13 protein-coding genes and 1 pseudogene are annotated in these 20,570 nt (G+C 57.7%); 4 read left to right on the forward strand and 10 right to left on the reverse strand.

The annotated features are described in order from the left end of the window. Positions 1-32: 32 nt before the first annotated feature. Positions 33-1,916, reverse strand: a complete 1,884-nt coding sequence (uvrC, locus tag N5W20_RS03295; RefSeq protein ID WP_319807492.1) for an excinuclease ABC subunit UvrC — start codon at positions 1,914-1,916, stop codon at positions 33-35. Between the two features lie 543 nt (positions 1,917-2,459). Between uvrC and N5W20_RS03300 the strand changes: the two are divergent. Next, positions 2,460-3,254 (forward strand): annotated as a pseudogene (locus N5W20_RS03300) (exodeoxyribonuclease III). A 63-nt stretch (positions 3,255-3,317) separates the two neighbouring features. Here N5W20_RS03300 and N5W20_RS03305 read toward each other — a convergent pair. Beyond that, complete coding sequence (locus tag N5W20_RS03305) at positions 3,318-4,043, reverse strand: response regulator transcription factor (RefSeq protein ID WP_319807493.1); 726 nt, start codon at positions 4,041-4,043, stop codon at positions 3,318-3,320. 162 nt (positions 4,044-4,205) lie between these two features. Between N5W20_RS03305 and N5W20_RS03310 the strand changes: the two genes are divergently transcribed. After that, positions 4,206-4,745 carry a L,D-transpeptidase family protein gene (locus N5W20_RS03310; RefSeq protein ID WP_319807494.1) on the forward strand — a complete coding sequence of 180 codons (540 nt, stop codon included), beginning with the start codon at positions 4,206-4,208 and terminating at the stop codon, positions 4,743-4,745. Here the strand turns inward: N5W20_RS03310 and N5W20_RS03315 are convergent. From N5W20_RS03315 to clpB, 4 genes are all read right to left on the reverse strand, one after another. Further along, a complete protein-coding gene (locus tag N5W20_RS03315) occupies positions 4,737-6,605 on the reverse strand; it encodes a cation:proton antiporter (RefSeq protein ID WP_319807495.1) in 1,869 nt (622 codons plus the stop codon). The genes N5W20_RS03310 and N5W20_RS03315 overlap by 9 nt on opposite strands. 102 nt (positions 6,606-6,707) lie before the next feature. Further along, positions 6,708-8,000 carry an RsmB/NOP family class I SAM-dependent RNA methyltransferase gene (locus tag N5W20_RS03320; protein WP_319807496.1) on the reverse strand — a complete coding sequence of 431 codons (1,293 nt, stop codon included), beginning with the start codon at positions 7,998-8,000 and terminating at the stop codon, positions 6,708-6,710. A gap of 23 nt (positions 8,001-8,023) precedes the next feature. After that, entirely contained in the window at positions 8,024-9,526 is a 1,503-nt protein-coding gene (guaB, locus tag N5W20_RS03325) for an IMP dehydrogenase (protein WP_319807497.1), read from the reverse strand. A gap of 212 nt (positions 9,527-9,738) precedes the next feature. Next, positions 9,739-12,342 (reverse strand): ATP-dependent chaperone ClpB, encoded by a 2,604-nt coding sequence (gene clpB, locus N5W20_RS03330; RefSeq protein WP_319807498.1) that lies wholly within the window; start codon positions 12,340-12,342, stop codon positions 9,739-9,741. A 317-nt stretch (positions 12,343-12,659) separates the two neighbouring features. On the opposite strand from clpB, the gene N5W20_RS03335 reads away from it, so the two are divergent. Further along, on the forward strand, positions 12,660-14,162 hold the full coding sequence (locus N5W20_RS03335; RefSeq protein ID WP_319807499.1) for a sugar porter family MFS transporter: 1,503 nt from the start codon (positions 12,660-12,662) through the stop codon (positions 14,160-14,162). Positions 14,163-14,327: 165 nt separating this feature from the next. Then, positions 14,328-15,542: an AGE family epimerase/isomerase gene (locus N5W20_RS03340; RefSeq protein ID WP_319807500.1), complete on the forward strand. Its 1,215-nt coding sequence runs from the start codon at positions 14,328-14,330 to the stop codon at positions 15,540-15,542. Positions 15,543-15,568: 26 nt separating this feature from the next. Here N5W20_RS03340 and N5W20_RS03345 read toward each other — a convergent pair whose 3' ends face one another. The 4 genes from N5W20_RS03345 to N5W20_RS03360 all read right to left on the reverse strand — a co-directional run bounded on the left by N5W20_RS03345 (position 15,569) and on the right by N5W20_RS03360 (position 20,568). After that, on the reverse strand, positions 15,569-16,258 hold the full coding sequence (locus tag N5W20_RS03345) for a hypothetical protein (RefSeq protein WP_319807501.1): 690 nt from the start codon (positions 16,256-16,258) through the stop codon (positions 15,569-15,571). A 64-nt stretch (positions 16,259-16,322) separates the two neighbouring features. After that, the gene (gene purH / locus N5W20_RS03350) at positions 16,323-17,903 is read right to left on the reverse strand and encodes a bifunctional phosphoribosylaminoimidazolecarboxamide formyltransferase/IMP cyclohydrolase (RefSeq protein WP_319807502.1); all 1,581 of its coding nucleotides are present in this window, start codon (positions 17,901-17,903) and stop codon (positions 16,323-16,325) included. 95 nt (positions 17,904-17,998) lie between these two features. Next, positions 17,999-19,480, reverse strand: coding sequence for an efflux transporter outer membrane subunit (locus N5W20_RS03355; protein WP_319807503.1), 1,482 nt, complete (start codon positions 19,478-19,480; stop codon positions 17,999-18,001). Continuing rightward, the gene (locus tag N5W20_RS03360) at positions 19,477-20,568 is read right to left on the reverse strand and encodes an HlyD family secretion protein (RefSeq protein WP_319807504.1); all 1,092 of its coding nucleotides are present in this window, start codon (positions 20,566-20,568) and stop codon (positions 19,477-19,479) included. The genes N5W20_RS03355 and N5W20_RS03360 overlap by 4 nt, the downstream gene beginning before the upstream one ends. Positions 20,569-20,570: the final 2 nt, after the last annotated feature.

A 20,570-nucleotide genomic window follows, 5' to 3' on the forward strand; every position in this document is an offset into this window, starting at 1 on the left:
CTTGAGACAGGGCCAACGGTACTTTTTTTGCCTCATATTTCAGTGTCGGGATGGAAATGGCTGAAAACCAGGCGCGCCGTCTCCATATTAATGCCCTTGGCCTGAGTCAGTTCCGTCAGACCGGCCTGCTTCACCGCGCGTGCTGAGCCGAAATGCGCCAGAAGCGCCTTCTTGCGAACGGGTCCGATCCCTTCAATGCGATCCAGCTCAGATTTACGGATCGCGCCGGAACGGCTGGCGCGGTGAGTCGTGATTGCGAAACGATGCGCTTCATCGCGCAGGCGCTGGAGGTAATAGAGAACCGGGTCCTTTTCCGGAAGCTGGAAGGGGGGCTGGTCATCCGTGAAAAACCATTCGCGCCCGGCATCCCGATCCGGCCCTTTCGCGATTGAGACGAGTTTGACCCCCTCAACCCCGAGCTCCTCCAGCACTTTTTTGACGATATTATATTGTCCCTGCCCGCCATCAATCAGCAATATATCCGGCATCCGGGCATATTTGCGACTGGCCTCCGCGTCACTGGTTTTCCGGAAGCGACGCTCCATGACCTCCCGCATCATGGCGTAATCATCGCCCGGCGTCAGGACTGATTTGATGGAGAATTTCCGATAATCGCGCCGGTGAAATCCCTCCGGGCCGCCGACGATCATCACCCCGTAAGCATGGCGGCCGGAAATATGGGAGTTATCATAGACCTCAATCCGTTCAGGCGGCGTCTCCAAATGAAAGACCCGCGCCGTCTCACTTAAAAGATGCTGTGTGCCCGCACTCTCAGCCAAACGCCGCCCGAGAGCCTCACGCGCATTCTGCTCTGCATGGAGGACGACTGAACGCTTCTCGCCGCGCTGCGGCACCATGATCTCCACACGGTGTCCTGCCGCTTTCGACAGGGCACTGGCCACGAGGGCTGGTTCACTGAGTGGTTGGTTCAGAAGGATGAGCTCGGGCGGGGGCTTGCTGTCGTAAAATTGCAGCAGAAACGCGGAAAGAATGTCTTCCCGGCTTTCCTCATCCGTCTGAACGGGGAAAAGCGCGCGATTGCCATTATTACGTCCGGCCCGGATGAAGAACACCTCGACGCAGCATTGGCCCGCATCCTGCCAGATCGCGAAAATATCCGCATCATGGAGGGAAGCCGGGTTGATAACGCCTGAATCCTGTAAGCCGGAAAAGGCCCGGATGCGGTCGCGGATCATCGCCGCGCGCTCATAATCCTGCGCCTCGGCCGCTTCCGCCATGTCCGTCGCAAGGGTCTCACGCAGATGAGTGCTTTTACCGGACAGAAACTGGCGCACTTCCTCGACCAGGACGCGATAATCATCCTGCTTGATGCGATCGACGCAGGGGGCAGAACAGCGCTTGATTTGGTAAAGCAGACAGGGGCGCGTCCGCGTCGCCATCTCACTATCGCTACATGAGCGCAGCAGGAAGCTCTTCTGAATCAGGTTCAGAGTTTGATTGACGGACCAGGCCGAAGCGAAAGGCCCCCAATAGGTCACGTCCTTTTTGGGCTTGCCCCGCTGCTTGCTGACCTGCGGGAACGGATGATTTTCTGACAGCATAATCCATGGATAGGATTTATCGTCCCTTAGCAGGATATTGAAGCGCGGCTTCATCCGCTTGATGTAATTCGCCTCAAGCAACAAAGCGTCCGCCTCAGACGCCGTCGTGACGATTTCCATCTGCCGCGTCATGGAGACCATGCGCGTCAGCCTCTCCGGCAATTGCGTCGCACGCGTGTAGGATGTGACGCGATTTTTGAGGTTGAGCGCTTTTCCGACGTAGAGGACGGCGCCTTTTGCATCGAGCATGCGATAAACGCCGGGCGATGTCGGGATCGTCTTCAACGCCGCGCGGATGGTGGCGACCCCGCTTTCCAGTTCCGCCGCTGTTATTTTGACGCCGCTAATGCTCATCGACCTGGCCGGACCCTCAATTGAAGCAAGCGCACGAAGTGCTGTGAACGTTCCATCGCTCTCTCCAAAACTTCATCCACCGATCCTGTGGAAAACTCTGTGGGATAAAACTTGGTAGATTGACGGAAAGCGCTTCCTAGCAGGTTTTGCATCGATTTGCCTAAAAATTAATCACACTCCGCTAACATATTGATTTTTAAGCAAAATAGGTAAAGGTAAAAATTCTGCCTTACGTGGAATGAACGTTTCGGAACCACTCTCACCATGTTGCGCATCGGGCGTGGACAATTCTTAATAATAATCGCTTTACGTCGTGAGGAAGGGCAATATTCATCCCTCTATACATGTGCTTTGCCCTGGCCCGGCCAGGATGCTTCCCGACAAAACGGCCTCATTTATCCTGATTACCGTTATGGCGCACGGTTGAGATCTGGGGGTGCCCTGTTGCAGGGCCGGGGCGTTCACGTCGCATCCTGCGCAAAGCGACTGCACCCGGCAACTTCCCCCCTTGCGTGAATGGTTTATTTACGCCAATCAGGGCCCATGCGCATCATGACCTGGAACATCAATTCTCTTCGGCTGAGATTACCGCTCCTCCAACAGATCGTCATGCGCGATCAGCCGGATATTCTCTGCTTGCAGGAGACGAAAGTCCCTGATGATCTCTTTCCCGCAGAAGCCTTGGCGGCGCTCGGCTTTAAATACCAGCATTTTACCGGGATGAAGAGCTATAATGGCGTTGCCATTCTTTCCAGGACGCCTTTCATCCGCGCTTTAGAGACGCCGATCTGGTGTGAGAAGTCCGATTGTCGCCATAATGCGGTTGAAATTGGTGACCCTCAAAAGCCGATCACGATCCATAACTTTTACGTGCCCGCGGGTGGTGATATCCCCGACCCGGTCGAAAACCCCAAATTTGCCCATAAGCTGAGATTTCTCGATGAAGTCAAAGCGTGGTTTGCTGCCCATCGTCCTGAGCGCGCCATTCTCGTTGGAGACCTAAATACCGCGCCGCTTGAACAAGATGTATGGAGTCACAAGCAATTGCTGAATGTGGTCTGCCATACAGAGCCGGAAGTCAGACGCCACGTGGCCTGGCAGAATACTGGTTTCACCGACGTGATGCGCGTCATGGTCCCCGCTGATCAGAAACTCTACACATGGTGGTCTTACCGCAATCGGGACTGGGCCGCGTCTAACCGTGGTCGTCGCCTCGACCATATTTAGGTTTCTGACGATATCGCCGCGCAATTTGAGACCATGCGCGTCTTGCGCGATATCAGAGGTGCGGAAGGCCCATCCGACCACGTGCCCGTTTTTGCGGATATCGCCCTGTAAAGAAGGGTGCCGCGCCTGTTGCGAAGGGCGCGGCCGCTCCTTAACCCTCTATCATCTCCAGCATCAGGAGACGCGCAGGGGGCGTGCTGAAGGTGCTGTGACGAGGCGATACCCACCTGTTTCCGTCACCAGGATCGATGCCTGAGCGGGGTCGGGTTCGATTTTCTGGCGCAGGCGATAGATATGCGTCTCAAGCGTGTGGGTCGTCACGGCCGCATTATAACCCCACACTTCATTGAGCAGGATCTGCCGCGCGATCGGCCGCGCCCCGGCACGGTAAAGAAATTTGAGAATCGCCGCCTCTTTTTCAGTCAGGCGGATGCGGCGGCCACTCCGCTCATCATGGAGGAGTTTCGTTGAAGGGCGGAATAAATAGGGCCCGATGCTGAAAACAGCATCTTCACTGCTTTCAAACAACCGAAGCTGGGCGCGGATTCGTGCGAGGAGTTCCGCCACGCGGAAGGGCTTTGCAATGTAATCATTCGCGCCCGAATCGAGGCCGCGTATCACGTCCCCCTCTTCGTCAGAACCTGTCAGCATCAGGATCGGGACTCGAACCCCGTCCTGACGAAGCTGCTTACAGAAGTCACGTCCATCACCGTCCGGCAATGTGACGTCTAGGAGGATAATCTCGACACGTGCGCTTTCCGATGAGATGAACGCACTTGCCTGAGCAATTGTCGATGCTTGAGAAAATTCGAACTCCCCTTCCTGCCGAAGCTGTTCGATAAGGAGTGAGCGGAGCGAGTCATCGTCGTCGACAAGCAAAACGGAGCGTAAACCAGGCATTAAAAACCTTCTCAAACTTTTCAGGTGGCATAACAAAATGATCAGCGCCACCTTGCACCTTATGTTAACTTCAATAATGAGATTTGACTAGGAAGTTTAATATTCTCCTAATGTTACATCCTGTTCATGTCCTATCAAGCACATTGCAGATGAGGATAAAAAGTGACAACACGACAAAGTTTTCGATTTTTTCACGACAATTACGCGCATTTACGGACTCGGTATTGCCGGTCGCGCCTCTTCTATAGAGGGTATGTTTTTCCGGCTTCCATTGGGGAAAATGGTCTGACGTGCTGCAAAGGCGAGGGTGATCTCGCGACTCCAGTCGGAGTCCTTCCGCTCCGACGCGTATTTTACCGTGCAGATCGGACCCATCCCCCCGAGACGGGTCTGCCCTGCCGCGCCATCAGGCCGGATGATGGCTGGTGTGATGACCCTGAAAGCTTAACCTATAACCGCCTCATCCAGCGCCCCCATGCGGCGCGTCATGAGACGCTCATGCGGGATGACCACGCTTATGACATCGTGGCCGTGCTGGGCTGGAATGACGACCCGCCCAAGCCGGGACAGGGCTCCGCAATATTCCTGCATCAAAAGCCCCAAAGCGGTGTGACAGCCGGGTGCATCGCCCTTTCGCCACGTGATCTGCGTTATTTCCTCAGTCTCAATCCGAAGGGAATCATCGTCCATCCTTCAGGATGACGCGTCCTTAGTCGGCGTTTCTGCCGTCGCGGATGGCGGGCCCGCGAATTCCTGTATCGCCGGCAGACTTTGTGGGACAAAACTGAAAAGCAGATCGCCTGTTCCCGGCTTCAGCTTCGGGCCGTCTTCTGTGGAGTAAATGGTGATCGACACACCCTTTTTGACGTAAAACAGGTCCAGCCGTGCTGTATTGACTCCGATGGAGGGCAGAATTGCCTCATCCACGGTGAAACATCTGAAGCGCCAGTTCTTCTTATAAAGCGTTTCGAAGAGACTGTAATTCCAAGACGGCTCACCCATCAGGCGTCCCCGCGCATCGCGGGAGAGGCCGTGATGGAAATCCATGCGCGACACACCCGGACTGATCTGGAAGACACGTTGCCGCCCCATATCGGGGGCGAGATGGGCACAGATCAAACCATTATAAATCGCATCCGGCGTGGCGGCGATCAGGTAATCACCGGGCCGCTCCTCCAACGCCTCCTGCCCGAAGGGCGACAGGACTTCGGCCCGCAATGTGGGCACGCCATTCCTCGCAGCAGGCATCAAGGCGGTTGAGCGGTAATCAACGAGCAGGACGGGGAGTTTTTCCCGGTGCACCGTGGCGGCGAGATTACTGACCCAGGGTGAAGCGCCGACCAGCATGAGGACGGGCTCATTTGACAATGTCAGGCCAAGGACACGCGCCAGCGGGCGCAGTGAAAACCCATGGAAAATCATCGTGCCGCCAATGATCGCAAAAATGGCGGGCATGATCACATCTGCACTGCTATAACCAGAATCCGCAATGCGAAGCCCCGCCGCGCCAGCGACCGCGGCGGCCACAATGCCGCGTGGTGCGATCCAGGCGACAAAGAGGCGTTCCTGCCAGGTCAGGTCGGAGCGAATGGTTGAAAGCAGAATGGCGACGGGCCGCACAACAAACAACACCGTTAACATCAGCGCAACGATGGAGAATGACAGGCGCGTCAGCACGTCACGTTGAAGATCCGCCGTCATGAGGATGAACAGCACGGCAACGACCAAAGAAACGAGCGCCTCCTTGACCCGCCTTAATTGTGCCATACCCGGCACATGCAGATTGGTCAGCGCCATGCCGAAAACGGTTGCGCCAATCAGTCCGGCACCTTCCATGAAAGTTGTGCACAGCGCGAAGATCAGCAATGCCAGCGTCAGGAGGAGCGGGGTTTTAAGTGTCTCCGGCATTAAGTCCCGCACGAAGAGCGCGCGCACGCCGTAGGCGGGTAGGATCCCGGCCGCGACGGAAAGGGCGGAGGAGGCCAGCAGGTCCGGGAGGGTCAGGCGTAGAAACCCTTGCGTCCCGATCGGCACGGGGGCGACGACAATCTGCAACACGACGGCGGCAAGGATGGCGCCAATCGGGTCATTGATGATCGCCTCCCATCTGAGGAAAGCGGCGACGCGGGTGCTGAGCTTGTTGAGGCGTAAAAGCGGCAGCACGACGGTGGGGCCCGTCACGGTGATGATCGCACCGAAAAGAGCGGCCACCTCCCAATCCATTTTCCCGACTTCGTAAGCGGCAGCCCAGCCAAGGCCCCAACTGAGCGGCAGGGCCAGAAAGATCAGGCGCTTCACGCCGTCACCCGCCTTCTGCAACTGGCGGAAATCAAGGAGCAGGCCACCCTCGAAAACGATAATGGCGACTAGAGACGAGACGAGTGGCCGGAAGAGCCAACCCAGAGATTCTGACGGATGCAATATGCCCAGCCCCGGCCCGAAAGCCAGTCCAAGGCAGAAAAGTATGACAATGGCGGGCAGTTTGAAGCGCCACGCCACCCATTGCGCCGCGACACCGGCGCCGAGTGTCAGGCATAGTCCTATCAGAATTGCAGTGGCCATGAATTCTCCCGTCCTTCAATGACACGCTAATGGCGTCAAGAGTCTGATTTTAAACGTAAAAATCCGTCATCACGGCATTGGCCCCGCATGCCCGCTTCAAACTTACGCGTCTTTCCTTACCAGAGTCGCGGCGAAAAAACCGTCCGTGTGGTTTGTCGCGGGCGTCAGGCTGAGTTGCTTCTCTCCGCGCAGATGGGGCGGAAGGTGCGCAGAATCCGGCGCGGTCGGTGAAAAGGCGTCATGGCGCTGGCAGAATGCAGCAATCTGATCCTCATTCTCCGCCGGAAGGAGGGAGCATGTGGCATAAACAAGCCGCCCACCCGGACGGACGAGCCGCGCAGCCGTGTCGAGGATCCGGGCCTGTTTGACGACAAGTTCCTCAATGTCATTTCTGGAAAGGTGAATCCGCGCATCAGGATTACGCCGCCATGTGCCGGAGCCTGAGCAGGGCGCGTCCACCAGCACGCGATCAAACCGCCCTTCCCGCCTTTTGACCCATTTATCACCGGATGTGAAAATATGGCGCTCGACATTGTGAACGCCTGCCCGCCTCAGTCTTTTGACCGCACCTTCCAATCGTGGTGCGGAGACATCGCAGGCGGTGATATGACCGCGATTTTCCATGAGCATGGCGAGGGCCAGCGTCTTGCCGCCTGCCCCGGCGCAGAAATCAACGATCCTCTCTCCCGGCTGCGGGTCGACACAGGCTGCGATGAGCTGGCTGCCCTCATCGTGGATTTCAATCCAACCCTCCTTGAAGGCAGCCGTACCGGTAACGGACAGGCGCGACGGCGCGCGCAGGCCCCAGGGCGATAAAGGCGTTTCTGTGACGTGGATCTGCTCTTCCGCCAGATTTTTCTTTGCTGAAGCACGATCAGATTTCAGGAGGTTCACCCGAAGGTCGAGCGGGGCGGGCGCATCCATGGCGCGCATCTCTTCCTCCAGCCGGTCACCAAAACGCGCGACCAGCGTCTCTTCCAAGAATTTCGGGTATTCCAGCCGCACGTCCTGCGGCATGGCCGCATCATCCAATGTGCGCCCGGCCAGGGCTTCCAGCCCTCTCGCCTCCCGCATGGATAAGGGAGATTGCGCGAAGCGATCCCCGTCAAAAAGACGCGCTACATCCGACACCGCCTCACCGGAGAAAATTAGCGATGCAGCGCAGAGAAGACGGGGGGACGCGCCGCCATCAATGGGGGTCAGGTGCCAATGCAAGCGCTTCCACTTGCGCAGAACGTCCCACACAATGCCGGAAATTGCGCGCCGGTCACCGCCACCAATAAAGCGACGGTCACGGAAGAACTGGTTGGCCGTGGCGTCAGCCGGGCGGCGCGGGTGATTTTCGATCGCGCAGAGGAGATCAATGGCAGAAGATAAACGTGCTTTAGGGGTCATGACGCTACCCCTAACCTTTTTTCTTAATCCTGGCGATAGTTCGGCGCTTCACGGGTGATCTTGACGTCATGGACGTGGCTTTCCCGCAAGCCGGCATTGGTGATCCGCCGGAATTTGGTGTTTTTCTGCAAGTCAGCGATTGTTGCGGCACCAGTATAACCCATACCGGCCCGCAAACCACCGACAAGCTGATGCACAACGGCGGCCATACCACCTTTATAAGGCACCTGCCCCTCTATCCCCTCCGGCACGAGTTTCAGCGCGTCCTTGACTTCCTGCTGGAAATAGCGATCGGCCGAACCACGCGCCATCGCGCCCAATGAGCCCATGCCGCGATAACTTTTGTACGACCGCCCCTGATAGAGGAAAACCTCCCCCGGGCTCTCCTCACACCCCGCGAGGAGGGAGCCGACCATAACGGCATCTGCCCCGGCGCCGATCGCCTTGACGATATCGCCCGAAGTGCGGACGCCACCATCCGCAATGGCGGAAATCCCGCTTTCATGGCAGGCCAAAGCGGTTTCCATCACGGCGGAGAATTGCGGCACGCCAACACCCGCCACCACGCGCGTGGTGCAGATGGAGCCGGGACCGATCCCGATTTTAACGCATTTCGCACCGGCCTCGGCCAGGGCCATGGCGGCCTCCGGGGTTGCGACATTCCCACCGATAATCTGCACGTCAGGATAACGGTCGCGCAAGGCGGCGACCGTGCGTAGGACGCCAGCGGAATGGCCATGCGCCGTGTCCACGACCATGACATCAACGCCAGCCTCCATCAAAGCCGCAGCACGCTTAAGACCATCATCACCAACCCCGATCGCGGCCGCGCAACGCAGGCGGCCCATCCCGTCCTTGATCGCGAGCGGGTGGGCTTCCGACTTATCCATATCCTTGACGGTGATCAGCCCGATGCAGCGATCATGATCATCCACCACAAGCAGTTTTTCGATCCGGTGCTGATGGAGAAGCTCCCGCGCTGTGGCGGCATCCGTCCCGTGACGCACGGTGACGAGGTTTTTATGCGTCATCATGTTTTTGACCGGGGTCGTCGGGTCAGTGGTGAAGCGCATGTCCCGGTTGGTCAGGATTCCGACCAGCTTACCTGTTTTTTCCTGCACAACTGGCAGGCCGCTAATGCCATGGCGTTTTGTGATGGCGAGCACATCTGCCAGGGTCTGCTCCGGGCAGACAGTGACCGGATTGACGACCATCCCCGATTCAAAGCGCTTGACGCGGCGGACATGCTCCGCATGGTCTTTATTGCTGAGATTTTTATGGATGACGCCCATCCCGCCCTGCTGGGCCATCGCGATGGCCATGAGATCTTCCGTCACTGTATCCATCGCGGAGGAAAGTAACGGAATTTGCAGTTCAATTTCCGGCGTCAGCTTTGTGCGGGTGGATGTCTGGGCGGGGAGGACATTGGATTCGGCGGGCTCAATAAGAACATCGTCAAAAGCGAGGGCCTCACGGATGCGGCCAGCGAGTTTGTCATGCCCCGATCTCGACGTTTTATTTTCCATAATAGCTGACTCTCCCGCATCAATTCCCGGGAAGCCAGCGGCTCCCCACCGTTGACGCGTCCTCATAAACGATTCTGACCCGGTTTGTGAAGAGAATTGTCGAAATTCAAACGGCAATGAAAATAAATGACGGTGATATCTTCGAGCAATCTCTTCGCTCAGGCAGCCGCAACCTCTCACATTGCGGCCGTCAAAACCATCCCGCTACGCCGTTACAGCTCAGAAACAGGCGCGCCCGCAACGGTCAAGCCCTTATCGTCAGCATTAACCTGCACGGTCTCACCATCCAATATGCGTCCTTCAAGCAAGAGCCCGGCAAGCGAATTCTGCAAGGTGCGCTGGATGACGCGTTTGAGAGGGCGCGCGCCGTAAATCGGGTCGTAACCCGCATCCGCCAGCCATTCCATCGCCGCCTCTGCCAGGTCAAGCGACACATGACGCTCTGCCAGTAATTGCCGCAGGCGTGAGAGCTGGATGTCGACAATCTGCCGCATATCCGCGCGCTGCAGGCGGGCGAAGAGCACGATTTCATCAAGACGGTTCAGAAATTCCGGCCGGAAATGATTGCGCACAACCGCCATGACCTGGGCTTCAACAAGGTCGGGCGCTTCGCCCTCATCCTGCTTTGCCAGAATGTCGGAGCCAAGATTGGACGTCAGGACAATGATCGTATTGCGGAAATCAACAACCCGCCCCTGCCCGTCCGTCAGGCGGCCATCATCAAGGACCTGAAGGAGGATATTGAAAACATCCTCATGCGCTTTCTCCACCTCATCGAAGAGGATCACCTGATAAGGGCGGCGGCGCACGGCCTCCGTCAAGGTGCCGCCTTCCTCATAACCGACATAGCCGGGGGGCGCGCCGACCAGTCGGGCGACGGCGTGCTTCTCCATATATTCGCTCATATCGATGCGGAACATGGCGCGGTCATCATCAAAAAGGAATTCCGCCAGCGCTTTCGTCAATTCCGTCTTGCCGACACCGGTCGGGCCGAGGAAGAGGAAGGACCCGATCGGGCGGTGCGGGTCCTGCAAACCCGCGCGGGCACGGCGCACGGCATTGGCGACAGCTTTTAATGCGGGCTCCTGCCCCACGACGCGATGGCGCAGCGCATCTTCCATGCGCAGAAGTTTGGCGCGTTCACCTTCCAGCATTCTGTCAACCGGCACCCCCGTCCAGCGCGAGACGACGGAGGCAATGCCCTGATCGGTCACGGCCTCACTGACCATACCGCTCTGCGCTGATGCGGATTCATTATCCTCCCGTGCCTTGTTGATCTGCTGCTCCAGCCCCGGAATGACGGCATACATCAGCTCAGAGGCGCGACCGAGATCCCCCTTGCGTTGGGCCACTTCAATTTCCGAACGAGCCTGGTCCAGTTGCTCCTGCAGTTTCTGCACTTCATTGACGCGGTCTTTTTCAGCGTGCCAGGTCGCGCTGAGCTGGTCCGACTGCTCCTGAAGGTCAGCGAGTTCAAGCTCCAGCTTTTCGAGACGCTCCCGACTGGCATTGTCATCTTCCTTCCGGATCGCCTCACGCTCAATTTTGAGCTGGATGATGCGGCGGTCAAGCTCATCCAAGGCTTCCGGCTTGCTGTCAATCTGCATACGTAAGCGGCTCGCCGCTTCATCGACGAGGTCAATCGCCTTATCGGGCAGAAAACGATCTGTGATGTAACGGTTTGAGAGTGTGGCGGCCGCGACGAGCGCGTTATCCGTAATGCGCACGCCATGATGCAGCTCATATTTTTCCTTAATGCCGCGTAGAATTGATATCGTATCCGCGACGGAAGGTTCCCCCACGAAGACAGGTTGAAAACGTCGGGCCAGGGCCGCGTCTTTCTCGATATATTTCCGATATTCATCCAATGTCGTCGCGCCGATACAATGCAAGACGCCGCGCGCCAGTTCAGGCTTGATCAGGTTGGAGGCGTCCATCGCGCCGTCTGAGCGGCCTGCGCCAACAAGTGTGTGCATTTCATCAATAAAGAGAATGACCTGCCCCTCGGCGCTCTCAATCTCTTTGAGGACGGCTTTGAGGCGCTCCTCAAATTCGCCGCGATATTTCGCACCGGCGATGAGGGCGCCCATATCGAGGGAGAGGAGCTTTTTATTACGTAGAGCTTCCGGCACGTCCCCATTGACAATCCGCAGCGCGAGCCCTTCCACGATCGCCGTTTTACCGACGCCGGGCTCTCCGATCAGAACGGGGTTGTTCTTCGTGCGGCGCGCCAGAACCTGGATGGTGCGCCGGATTTCCTCATCCCGGCCAATCACCGGGTCAAGCTTGCCGGACTGCGCCACCGCGGTGACATCGCGCGCATATTTCTTCAGCGCGTCGAACCCCGCCTCCGCATTGGCGCCATCCACGACACGCCCGTTGCGCAGCCGCGCCACCGCGCCTTCCAGCGCCGCCGCTGTGACATTGGCGGCTTTCAGGACCTTCGCTGAAGGTGAGGCGGATTTGGCGATCGCGACAAGGAGGCGATCCTGCGCGACAAAACTATCGCCAGCGCGCTGCGCATCCTGTTCCGCCTGGTCGAGGACGCGTGCGAGGTCGGGCGTCAATTGGGGCTGGCCAGCCCCCTCACCCTGCACTTTCGGGAATTTTGCAACGACCTCATCAACACCGGCCAGCGCTTTTACCGGGTCACCGCCCGCAGCGCGGATCAGCCCGGATGCTGCGCCCTCCGGGTCATCCAGCATGGCCTTGAGGAGATGTTCCGTGGTGAGCTGCTGATGATATTCCCGTAATGCGATCGTCTGCGCCGCCTGTAAAAACCCGCGACATCTTTCCGTCAGTTTTTCGATATTCATGAGATTCTCCTTTGCCCCTCAAGCGGCAGCATGGTTTGAGCCCGGCATCCCGTCAGCGGCGAAGCCGGATTTCATGGCTAAATGTGGCGTCCTCAGGGCGTCTCTTCAAGTCGTCAGGCACGATTTAGTGCCTTTTAAGGGACATCGCGCATCATCATTCCGTTTCCGATTTTTTTATTTTCCTGAGCTTTCTAAATAGCAAATTTCCGATCATCTTTTCTTGCTTTATAAAAGATGCAACCACCGTTTTTGCTTTTAAACAAATTTTCAGGTTATGATATGCAAAATCGATAATTGCAGAGGGATGCCGCGCCACGATGTCTGTGAATGAAGTCAATGCCGAAACTCAGGAATTTCAGGATGTTACGCCGAAGCAGGCTTTGCAAGCCGCTGAGGCGGCGGTGCATCATGTTGAGATCTCCTCAAGCGCGAAGATCATGCTGGGCCTGACGGCCTTCGTCGCGGCAATTTGTGGGGGCCTTTACGGTTACGATACCGGCATTATCTCCGGCGCGCTGCTTCTCATTACGTCCGACTTCCAGCTTAATAGCGGTATGCAGGAGCTGGTGGCATCATCCATCCTGATCGGCGCGGTGGTGGGTGCCCTTGTTGCCGGGTCCATGTCCGAGAAATATGGGCGTCGTTTCACCGCAACCATTGTCAGCGCCGTATTTGTGCTGGGCGCCATCGCCTGTAGTTTCGCGCAGAGCGTCACGCAACTGATTATTTTCCGCGTTTTCCTTGGTCTTGCGGTCGGTGGATCGACGCAGGTTGTGCCCATGTATATTTCAGAACTCGCACCAGCGGGGCGGCGCGGCAATCTTGTGACGATGTTTAATGTCGCGATTGGCATTGGTATCCTGCTTGCCAACATCATCGGTTTCGCCGCGCGCGATGCGTGGGGTTGGCGGCCGATGATCGGACTCGCAGCGATCCCGGCGGCTTTCGTCTTTCTCTGTCTACTCTTTCTGCCGCGCAGTCCCCGTTGGACGGCTGAAAATGAGGGCCTCAAATCGGCCATTGCTGAATTGAGTCGTATCCGCACGTCAAAAAAAGCGATCCTGCGTGAAATCCGTGAAATGCATGAAATCGCGGAAAGCACGGACCCGCTCGATAAAGGCTGGCGTGGCCTCGCCCAGCCCTGGGTGCGCCCCGCCGTTATCGCTGCTTTAGGTGTCGCCTTCTTCACGCAGGTGGGCGGGCTGGAAATGATGATTTATTATGCGCCAACATTTCTGCACGATGCCGGGTTTGGTAAAAACTCCGCCCTACTGGCCTCACTGGGTGTGGCCATCACTTATTGCATCATGACGTTCCTTGGATGTCTCACTGTTGACAAGATTGGTCGGCGTCGCCTCATGCTGATTACGGGGCCGATTTCCGTATTGAGCATGATCGGGCTTGGTGTTGTCTTCTCCATGCATCCGGCGGAAGGCAGCTTCGGGGCGTGGCTTGTGATCTTCTTCCTGCTCAGCTTCATGGCCAGTAATTCTATCGGTATTCAGATCTGCGGTTGGTTGACGGGTGCGGAGATGTTCCCGCTTTGTATGCGCGGCCAGGCGACAAGCCTGTTTGCGGCAACCTTATGGGGTGCGGACCTCCTCGTGACCATTACGGCTTTGACACTTGTTCAGCTCGTGACATTGGGCGACGCGATGTGGGTTTATGCGGCGGTCAATGTTCTGACAGTTCTCTTCGTATTCCGCTTCGTGCCGGAGCTTTCAGGTGCGTCGCTTGAAGATATTGAGTATGCGCTACGTAAAAAACGTTTCACGCCCCGCAAAGGCCATACACGCATCGTGGATGCCAGCGACGTTTAAAAACCGGTCCTCACCGTTATAGATGGAGGCGGGTCGGTCATCAGCCGACCCGGTTCCCTCCGCCATCTTGTACGGTGTTACCGGGGAACTGCCCCCTGAAGTCTCTGTTGAATCCGTGACGCATCCGTCACATCGGGCCGCGTGCCGGTAACAGGACTGACTCAAATGCAAATCGCGACGGAAGCGCATCGCCTCTGGCTCCTTAATCAAGGGCAGCGCCTGCTGGATTTTTCAAAAAATGCGCGCGTCGCGGACGGTTTTTGCGCATTGGACGGGATGGGGGAAAAATCGCGGAAGGCCGAAGCGGACGGTATATTAACCGCACGCATGACGCACAGCTTCGCGCTCGGCGCTCTTCTCGGCATTCCGGGATGTCATGCCATGAGCGCGCATGGTGTGGACTGCCTTCTGCACCACCTGAATGACCCCGATCACGGAGGGTGGCGGGAGAAACGCGCTGATATCGCGGGCCGGAAACAGGCTTATTATCACGCCTTCATCGCCCTTGCCGGGGCGACCTGCAAGGAAGCGCGCATCCAAGGCGGTGACCTTCTCTTTCAATCTGCGACACATATTTTAGAGACGCATTTCTGGAGCGAAACGGAAGGCGTCGTCTATGAGAGCTTTTCAGCAGATTGGCAGGATCGGGAGGATTATCGCGGGGCCAACGCCAACATGCACACGACGGAGGCCATGCTCGCCCTCTCCGCCGCGACAGGCGACATCAAATGGCTGCACCGCGCCGTGCGCATCCTCGAGCGCTTCGTGCATCACCTGTCGCGCCAGCATGATTATTGCATGGCCGAGCATTTTGACGCCGATTGGAATCTCCTGCCCGACTATAATATCGAGCGCAAAGCCGACCCGCTGCGTCCTTACGGCCTGACGCCGGGCCATTTTGCGGAATGGGCGCATCTGACGCTCAAGGCGGAAGCTCATGCGATCGCAAAAATGGGGCGCGCGCCCGCATGGATGTGCCCTGATGCGGAGGGTCTTTTCCGCAGCGCGGTGGAGAAGGGCTGGTGCCATGAGGGGACAGGTGGCATCGTCTATACGCTTGATTGGGAGCGTCGCCCCTGTGTTACCTCACGCGCGCACTGGGTGCAGGCGGAAACGATCGTGGCGGCGGACATTCTTTATCGCCGGACGGGCCATGAATATTACCGCGAATGGTATCAGAAACTTTGGGATTACGTCGATCTGACGATGATCGACCCCAAATATGGAAGTTGGTTCAATGAAGTCGATGCTGAAGGGGTGGCATCGGGCGAGATTTACCCGGGAAAGGCTGACCTCTACCATGCCTTTCAATGCACACTGAGTCCCCTCCTGCCCGTTGCGGCAAGCCTCGCTGAGGCGATCTGGCTTTCCAAAGCGTAGCGGGCGCGGCGTGATCGGGCTTCGGCTTAGGGCAGAAGATGATCGATCTCGTCACTCTCGATCCGGTCATAGCCGGTTGAGCCGGGCGGTGCACCGGATGGCACGGAGGACTCGGTTTCGATCTGATAGAGGATCGCGCCTTTCTCTCCGATTTTTTCGGCGATAATCAGCGGGCCGGAGCGTGCTTTAAAGGCACGGCCGGAGACGCTCAGCGCGTCACCGACGTGAAATTTGTTGCCATCAGGAAAAGCAGCGGGGAAGCGGATTGTGACACCATCATCCAGCACGACACCCCCGACATCACCCTGACTTGTATGGAGAAGGCGCGCAATGCGTCCGTCACGATGCTGCCTCTGTGTGAGGGCCAGAGAGGGCATGTGCCCTGAAGCGCAGACCCAGCCCGCGCCCGATGAAACGGCAAAAGCGGCGATCATTTTGCTTTTGTCGGAAACGAGCCCTTTGACAGTTAAATTCTGCCCCGGCGTCAGGGAAACACCGAGAATATCGAAACCATCGGAAAGGATGACCTCCCTGCCATCCTTCAATATGACATTCCCCGCCCCGCCGGAGATATTCGGATAAACATCTTTTATCCTGGCCTTGACGGTTGGGAGGACGCTGATATCAAAAATACATGAGGGCGACAAACGTTCAGGCGCTGCGTGGATGGTAGGCGCGATAATCAGCAGCGTCAGACCGACGATGCCATTTATCATACACGTACTGATTTGCTTGTCCCTGCCCATAACCCCATCACGATCACGTTGATATTAAACGATTTCAGTGCCTAAAATGGCGCATCCCTGTCAGCACCATCGCGATCCCCGCTTTATCTGCCGCAGCGATCACCTCATCATCACGAATAGAGCCGCCCGGCTGGATGACGGCGACGGCACCCGCCGCAATGATCGCCTCCAACCCGTCGGCGAATGGGAAGAACGCATCAGAGGCGGCCACGGATCCGACGGTCAATGCCGCGTCGGCACCGCTTAGGGATGCCGCGTCCTGACTTTTCCGGCCTGCGATACGTGCCGAGTCCAGGCGGGACATCTGCCCTGCCCCGATCCCCACTGTCGCACCCTCTTTCGCAAACACGATGGCATTTGACTTGACATGTTTCGCAACTCTGAAGGCGAAGAGAAGATCCCGAAGCTCCGCCTCTGTCGGCTTTCTGCGTGTCACAACTTTGAGCTGGTCGAGCGATACGCGGCCCGCATCACGATCCTGAACAAGATACCCGCCCGCGACGGATTTAACCACGCGGCTCTGCGCCTGAGGCGCGGCCATGCCGCCCGTGATGAGGAGGCGCAGATTCTTTTTGGCGCGCAAAATGTCACGCGCCGCCGCATCCGCATCCGGTGCGACAATCACTTCCGTGAAAATACCCGCAATCTTCTCCGCCGTGGCGGCATCGAGGGGGCGGTTGACGGCAACAATCCCGCCGAAAGCTGAAACCGGGTCGCAGCGCAGTGCCAGGTCCCAGGCTTCGGAAAGGGTTTCCGCCATCGCGACGCCGCAGGGATTGGCATGTTTGACGATCACGACGGCGGGGCCATCAAACTCACTGACGGCTTCGAAAGCCGCATCCGTGTCATTTAAATTGTTATAGCTCAGTGCTTTGCCCTGAAGCTGTTCGGCCGTGGCAACGCCATTACGTGCTTCTGCCGTGGTGTAAAACGCAGCTTGCTGGTGCGGATTTTCCCCGTAGCGCAGGCTTTCCTGCAATGAGGCGGTGATGGTGAGCGTCTCCGGGAAGCGTGTGCCCTCCTGCCCCGCGAACCAATCGGCGATCATGGCATCGTAAGACGCTGTGTGCGCGTAAGCGGCCTGGGCCCAATGACGGCGCTGCGCCATCGTCGTCCCACCGGACGCCAGGGCGTCGATCAGGGCGTGATATTGCGACGGGTCCGTCAGAACGACTACGTGCGCATGATTTTTTGCGGATGCGCGAATAAGGGCAGGCCCGCCAATATCAATATTTTCAATGCAATCTTCCGGCGAAGCGCCGGCACGCACTGTTGCGGCGAAGGGATAAAGATTGACGCAGACGAGATCAATCGGCGCAATCTGATGTTCGGCCATTTGGGCGACGTGCTTAGCATCATCGCGCCGACCCAAGATGCCACCATGTATCTGCGGCAGAAGCGTCTTGACGCGGCCATCCAGAATTTCGGGGAAGCCCGTATGCTCGGAAACGTCTTTCACCGCGATACCGACCTTGCGCAGCGCATCTGCGGACCCGCCTGTCGAGAGGATTTCCACGTTCGCCCGCGTCAGCGCCTGGGCGAATTCAAGGAGCCCCGTCTTGTCAGAAACAGAAATAAGGGCGCGTCGAATGCTGAGGGGCGATGATGAGGACATGAACCGATCCGCGATTAATGAAAGGTCAGAAAAATGAGGACATAGTCCGCATAAAGCTTTTGCGCAATGAGACGGGGAAAATCCGCGCTTAAATATTACTCCGACATCGGTGTGACAGTGTGGCCATTTGCGCCGTCAGCATAGTCCCATCCGCCGCCAAGCGCCTTGTAGAGCGCGACGAGCGCGACGTTGATTTCCGTCCTGCTTTCGGCAAAAGCGGCCTCTCCGGCAAGGACGTCGCGCAGGGCGCTATTCACGTCGAGATAGTCCGTTGCGCCCTCGCGATATTGCTGCCGCGTCGCGGAAAGCGTTTTGCGGGCCTCCTGCAATGTATCAGATACGGCGGTGATGCGGGTTTTAAATTGCTGATAGGCGGAGAGGGCATTATCAACCTCGTTCCACGCTGTCAGCACCGTCTCCCGATATTGCAGCGCCGCTTGCTTCTGCGCGGCTTTTGTCAGGCGTAAATTGCCGGACAGGCGCCCGCCTTCAAAAATCGGCAGGACTAGAGAAGGCCCGGTTGTGAATTGCCGCGCTGGCATGGAGAAGAATTGTTGCGCGCTGAGTGTCTGGGTGCCGACCTGCCCATTGAGAATGATATCCGGATAAAATGACGCCTTCGCTGCGCCGATTTCGGCCGTCGCGGCATGGAGCTGGGCCTCGGCCTCCCTGATATCCGGTCGGCGACGCGCCAGGGATGATGGCAGGCCGGTCGGCACGGAGGGAGGTGGCGCGGGTTGGGTCACGGCTTGACGCAATTCAACTGCCAGGGCTTCCGGCGGCTCGGCAAGCAGAAGCCCGATCGCATTAATGAGCTGGGTTTCGCTGTTCTGCAGGGGCGGGATCATCGCGTCGATGGCCGTGACCTCACCCCGCGCCCGAGCGAGGTCAGCGGTGGTGTTGGCGCCCTCGCGGTAACGATCCTCAACCAGTTTGCGATTGGATATCGTGATGTCGCGCGTGGCGCGTGTGACGCGCAGCACATCCTGCACGCCGCGTAACTGCATGTATGTGTTCGATAATCTTGCAACGACACTCAAGGCCAGGGCGTGGCGTCGCTCCGTCGCGGCAAGTTGACTGGCGCGCTGCGCCTCCGTCATGCGGCGCACACGACCAAACAGATCAAGATCCCAGGAGGCACCGAGCGTATTCTGGAAGAAATTATAATCAGACGGCGCGTCAGGTCGTCGCGTCACAAGTGACACAAAGCCGGATTTGCTTTGATGCACGTAACTATAGGAGCCGGTCCAATCCAGATTAGGCAATCCCTGGGACCGTGCAATGCGTACGCGCGCGCCAGCCTGATCGATTCGGGCAAGCCCCTGTTTGAGGTCAAGGTTCTGGCGGGCGAGTCGTGAGACGAGGCTGTTCAATTCCGGGTCACGGAAGGCCCGCCACCAACGCGCATCAACCGCGGCAGCATATGTCTGATCCGCCGCTTTCTGCTGCCCATACCGCGCCGGCGCATGCATCTCCGGCGACTTGAAGTCAGGCCCGACCGCGCATGATGTGAGACAGAAAAATCCTGCAATCAGCTTCAGGCGCGCGCTGAAAAAATGGGGGCGGTGGGCGCTCATTTATCCGTAATCGCCTCAGATGTTTTGGCCTGACGCCCCACAATGTCAGCATTATCAGTGTAAATCGTCGTTTCGACAGAAAATCCCATCCGCAAAAGGTTTGCGAGGGGTTGATCGGGCGATATGACAATTTTGACCGGCAGGCGCTGCACGATTTTTGTGAAGTTGCCCGTCGCATTCTCTGGCGCAAGCGGCGCAAAAGCGGCGCCTGAGGCTGGTGGGACGCTGTCAACGACACCATCAAGGTCGATATTATAAGCATCAACGTGGATACGCGCTTTCTGGCCTGGCTGAACGTGCAGGAGGGCAATTTCCCGATAATTGGCGCGCACCCAAAGGTCACTCATCGGGACCAACGCCATCAAAGCCGTGCCCGGCCCGACGTAATTTCCGTCCTGAACGGTTTTTTCACCCACCATCCCATCAAAAGGCGCGATGATTTTCGTGTAAGAAAGGTTGAGTTCCGCTTGATGAACACGCGCCGCATCCTGTTGCAGCGTTTTCAGCGCGGCTTCATGCCGGGCCGTCAAGACGCGTGTCTGTTCCTCCTCCGCCTTGACAGCGGCTTCCGCGCCCTCAATCTGCGCGCGCAATTGCTGAAGCTGCGCGGCCGTCGCCTGCCCTTGCTCACGCGAGCCCGCGCCTGTCGCCGCCAGGTTTTTAAAACGGCGCGCATTTAATCTGGCAAATTGCAATTGGGCTTTGAGACGACTCACATCAGCCTGACGCTCAATCACGATGGCAGGGTGGCGGTCCACCGTGGCTTCGGTGTCAAGGACAAGCGCCTTGTCCTGCGCCAGCCTCGCCTGCGCCTCGGCAAGTGCGGTCTCGTAATCCCGAGGGTCAAGCTGCACGAGTACCTGCCCGCGTTTGACCATCTGGTTATCATCGACGCGCACCGCCTGGACCTGCCCCGATATCCGCGGGGCAACTGTCGTGTAATGCGCCGTCACATAGGCATCATTCGTCCACACGCGACCACTCGGAAAGAAAACAATCCAGATGACGATCAGCAGAAATACGAAAACAATAGTGCCTGCCATGACAAATGGCAAATAAGGGATCGGTTTTTGATCTTCATCAGCCATGA

This window comes from Candidatus Kirkpatrickella diaphorinae, assembly GCF_025736875.1.
GTDB classification, from domain to species: Bacteria; Pseudomonadota; Alphaproteobacteria; order Acetobacterales; family Acetobacteraceae; genus Sorlinia; species Sorlinia diaphorinae.

Excerpts from the sequence above, each read along its gene's own strand:
- N5W20_RS03315 (WP_319807495.1), bottom strand. The coding sequence starts at position 6,605 with ATGGCCACTGCAATTCTGATAGGACTATGCCTGACACTCGGCGCCGGT.
- N5W20_RS03305 (WP_319807493.1), bottom strand. The coding sequence starts at position 4,043 with ATGCCTGGTTTACGCTCCGTTTTGCTTGTCGACGACGATGACTCGCTC.
- guaB (WP_319807497.1), bottom strand. The coding sequence starts at position 9,526 with ATGGAAAATAAAACGTCGAGATCGGGGCATGACAAACTCGCTGGCCGC.
- N5W20_RS03340 (WP_319807500.1), top strand. The coding sequence starts at position 14,328 with ATGCAAATCGCGACGGAAGCGCATCGCCTCTGGCTCCTTAATCAAGGG.
- uvrC (WP_319807492.1), bottom strand. The coding sequence starts at position 1,916 with ATGAGCATTAGCGGCGTCAAAATAACAGCGGCGGAACTGGAAAGCGGG.
- purH (WP_319807502.1), bottom strand. The coding sequence starts at position 17,903 with ATGTCCTCATCATCGCCCCTCAGCATTCGACGCGCCCTTATTTCTGTT.
- N5W20_RS03345 (WP_319807501.1), bottom strand. The coding sequence starts at position 16,258 with ATGATAAATGGCATCGTCGGTCTGACGCTGCTGATTATCGCGCCTACC.
- N5W20_RS03355 (WP_319807503.1), bottom strand. The coding sequence starts at position 19,480 with ATGAGCGCCCACCGCCCCCATTTTTTCAGCGCGCGCCTGAAGCTGATT.
- N5W20_RS03320 (WP_319807496.1), bottom strand. The coding sequence starts at position 8,000 with ATGACCCCTAAAGCACGTTTATCTTCTGCCATTGATCTCCTCTGCGCG.
- N5W20_RS03360 (WP_319807504.1), bottom strand. The coding sequence starts at position 20,568 with ATGGCTGATGAAGATCAAAAACCGATCCCTTATTTGCCATTTGTCATG.
- clpB (WP_319807498.1), bottom strand. The coding sequence starts at position 12,342 with ATGAATATCGAAAAACTGACGGAAAGATGTCGCGGGTTTTTACAGGCG.
- N5W20_RS03335 (WP_319807499.1), top strand. The coding sequence starts at position 12,660 with ATGTCTGTGAATGAAGTCAATGCCGAAACTCAGGAATTTCAGGATGTT.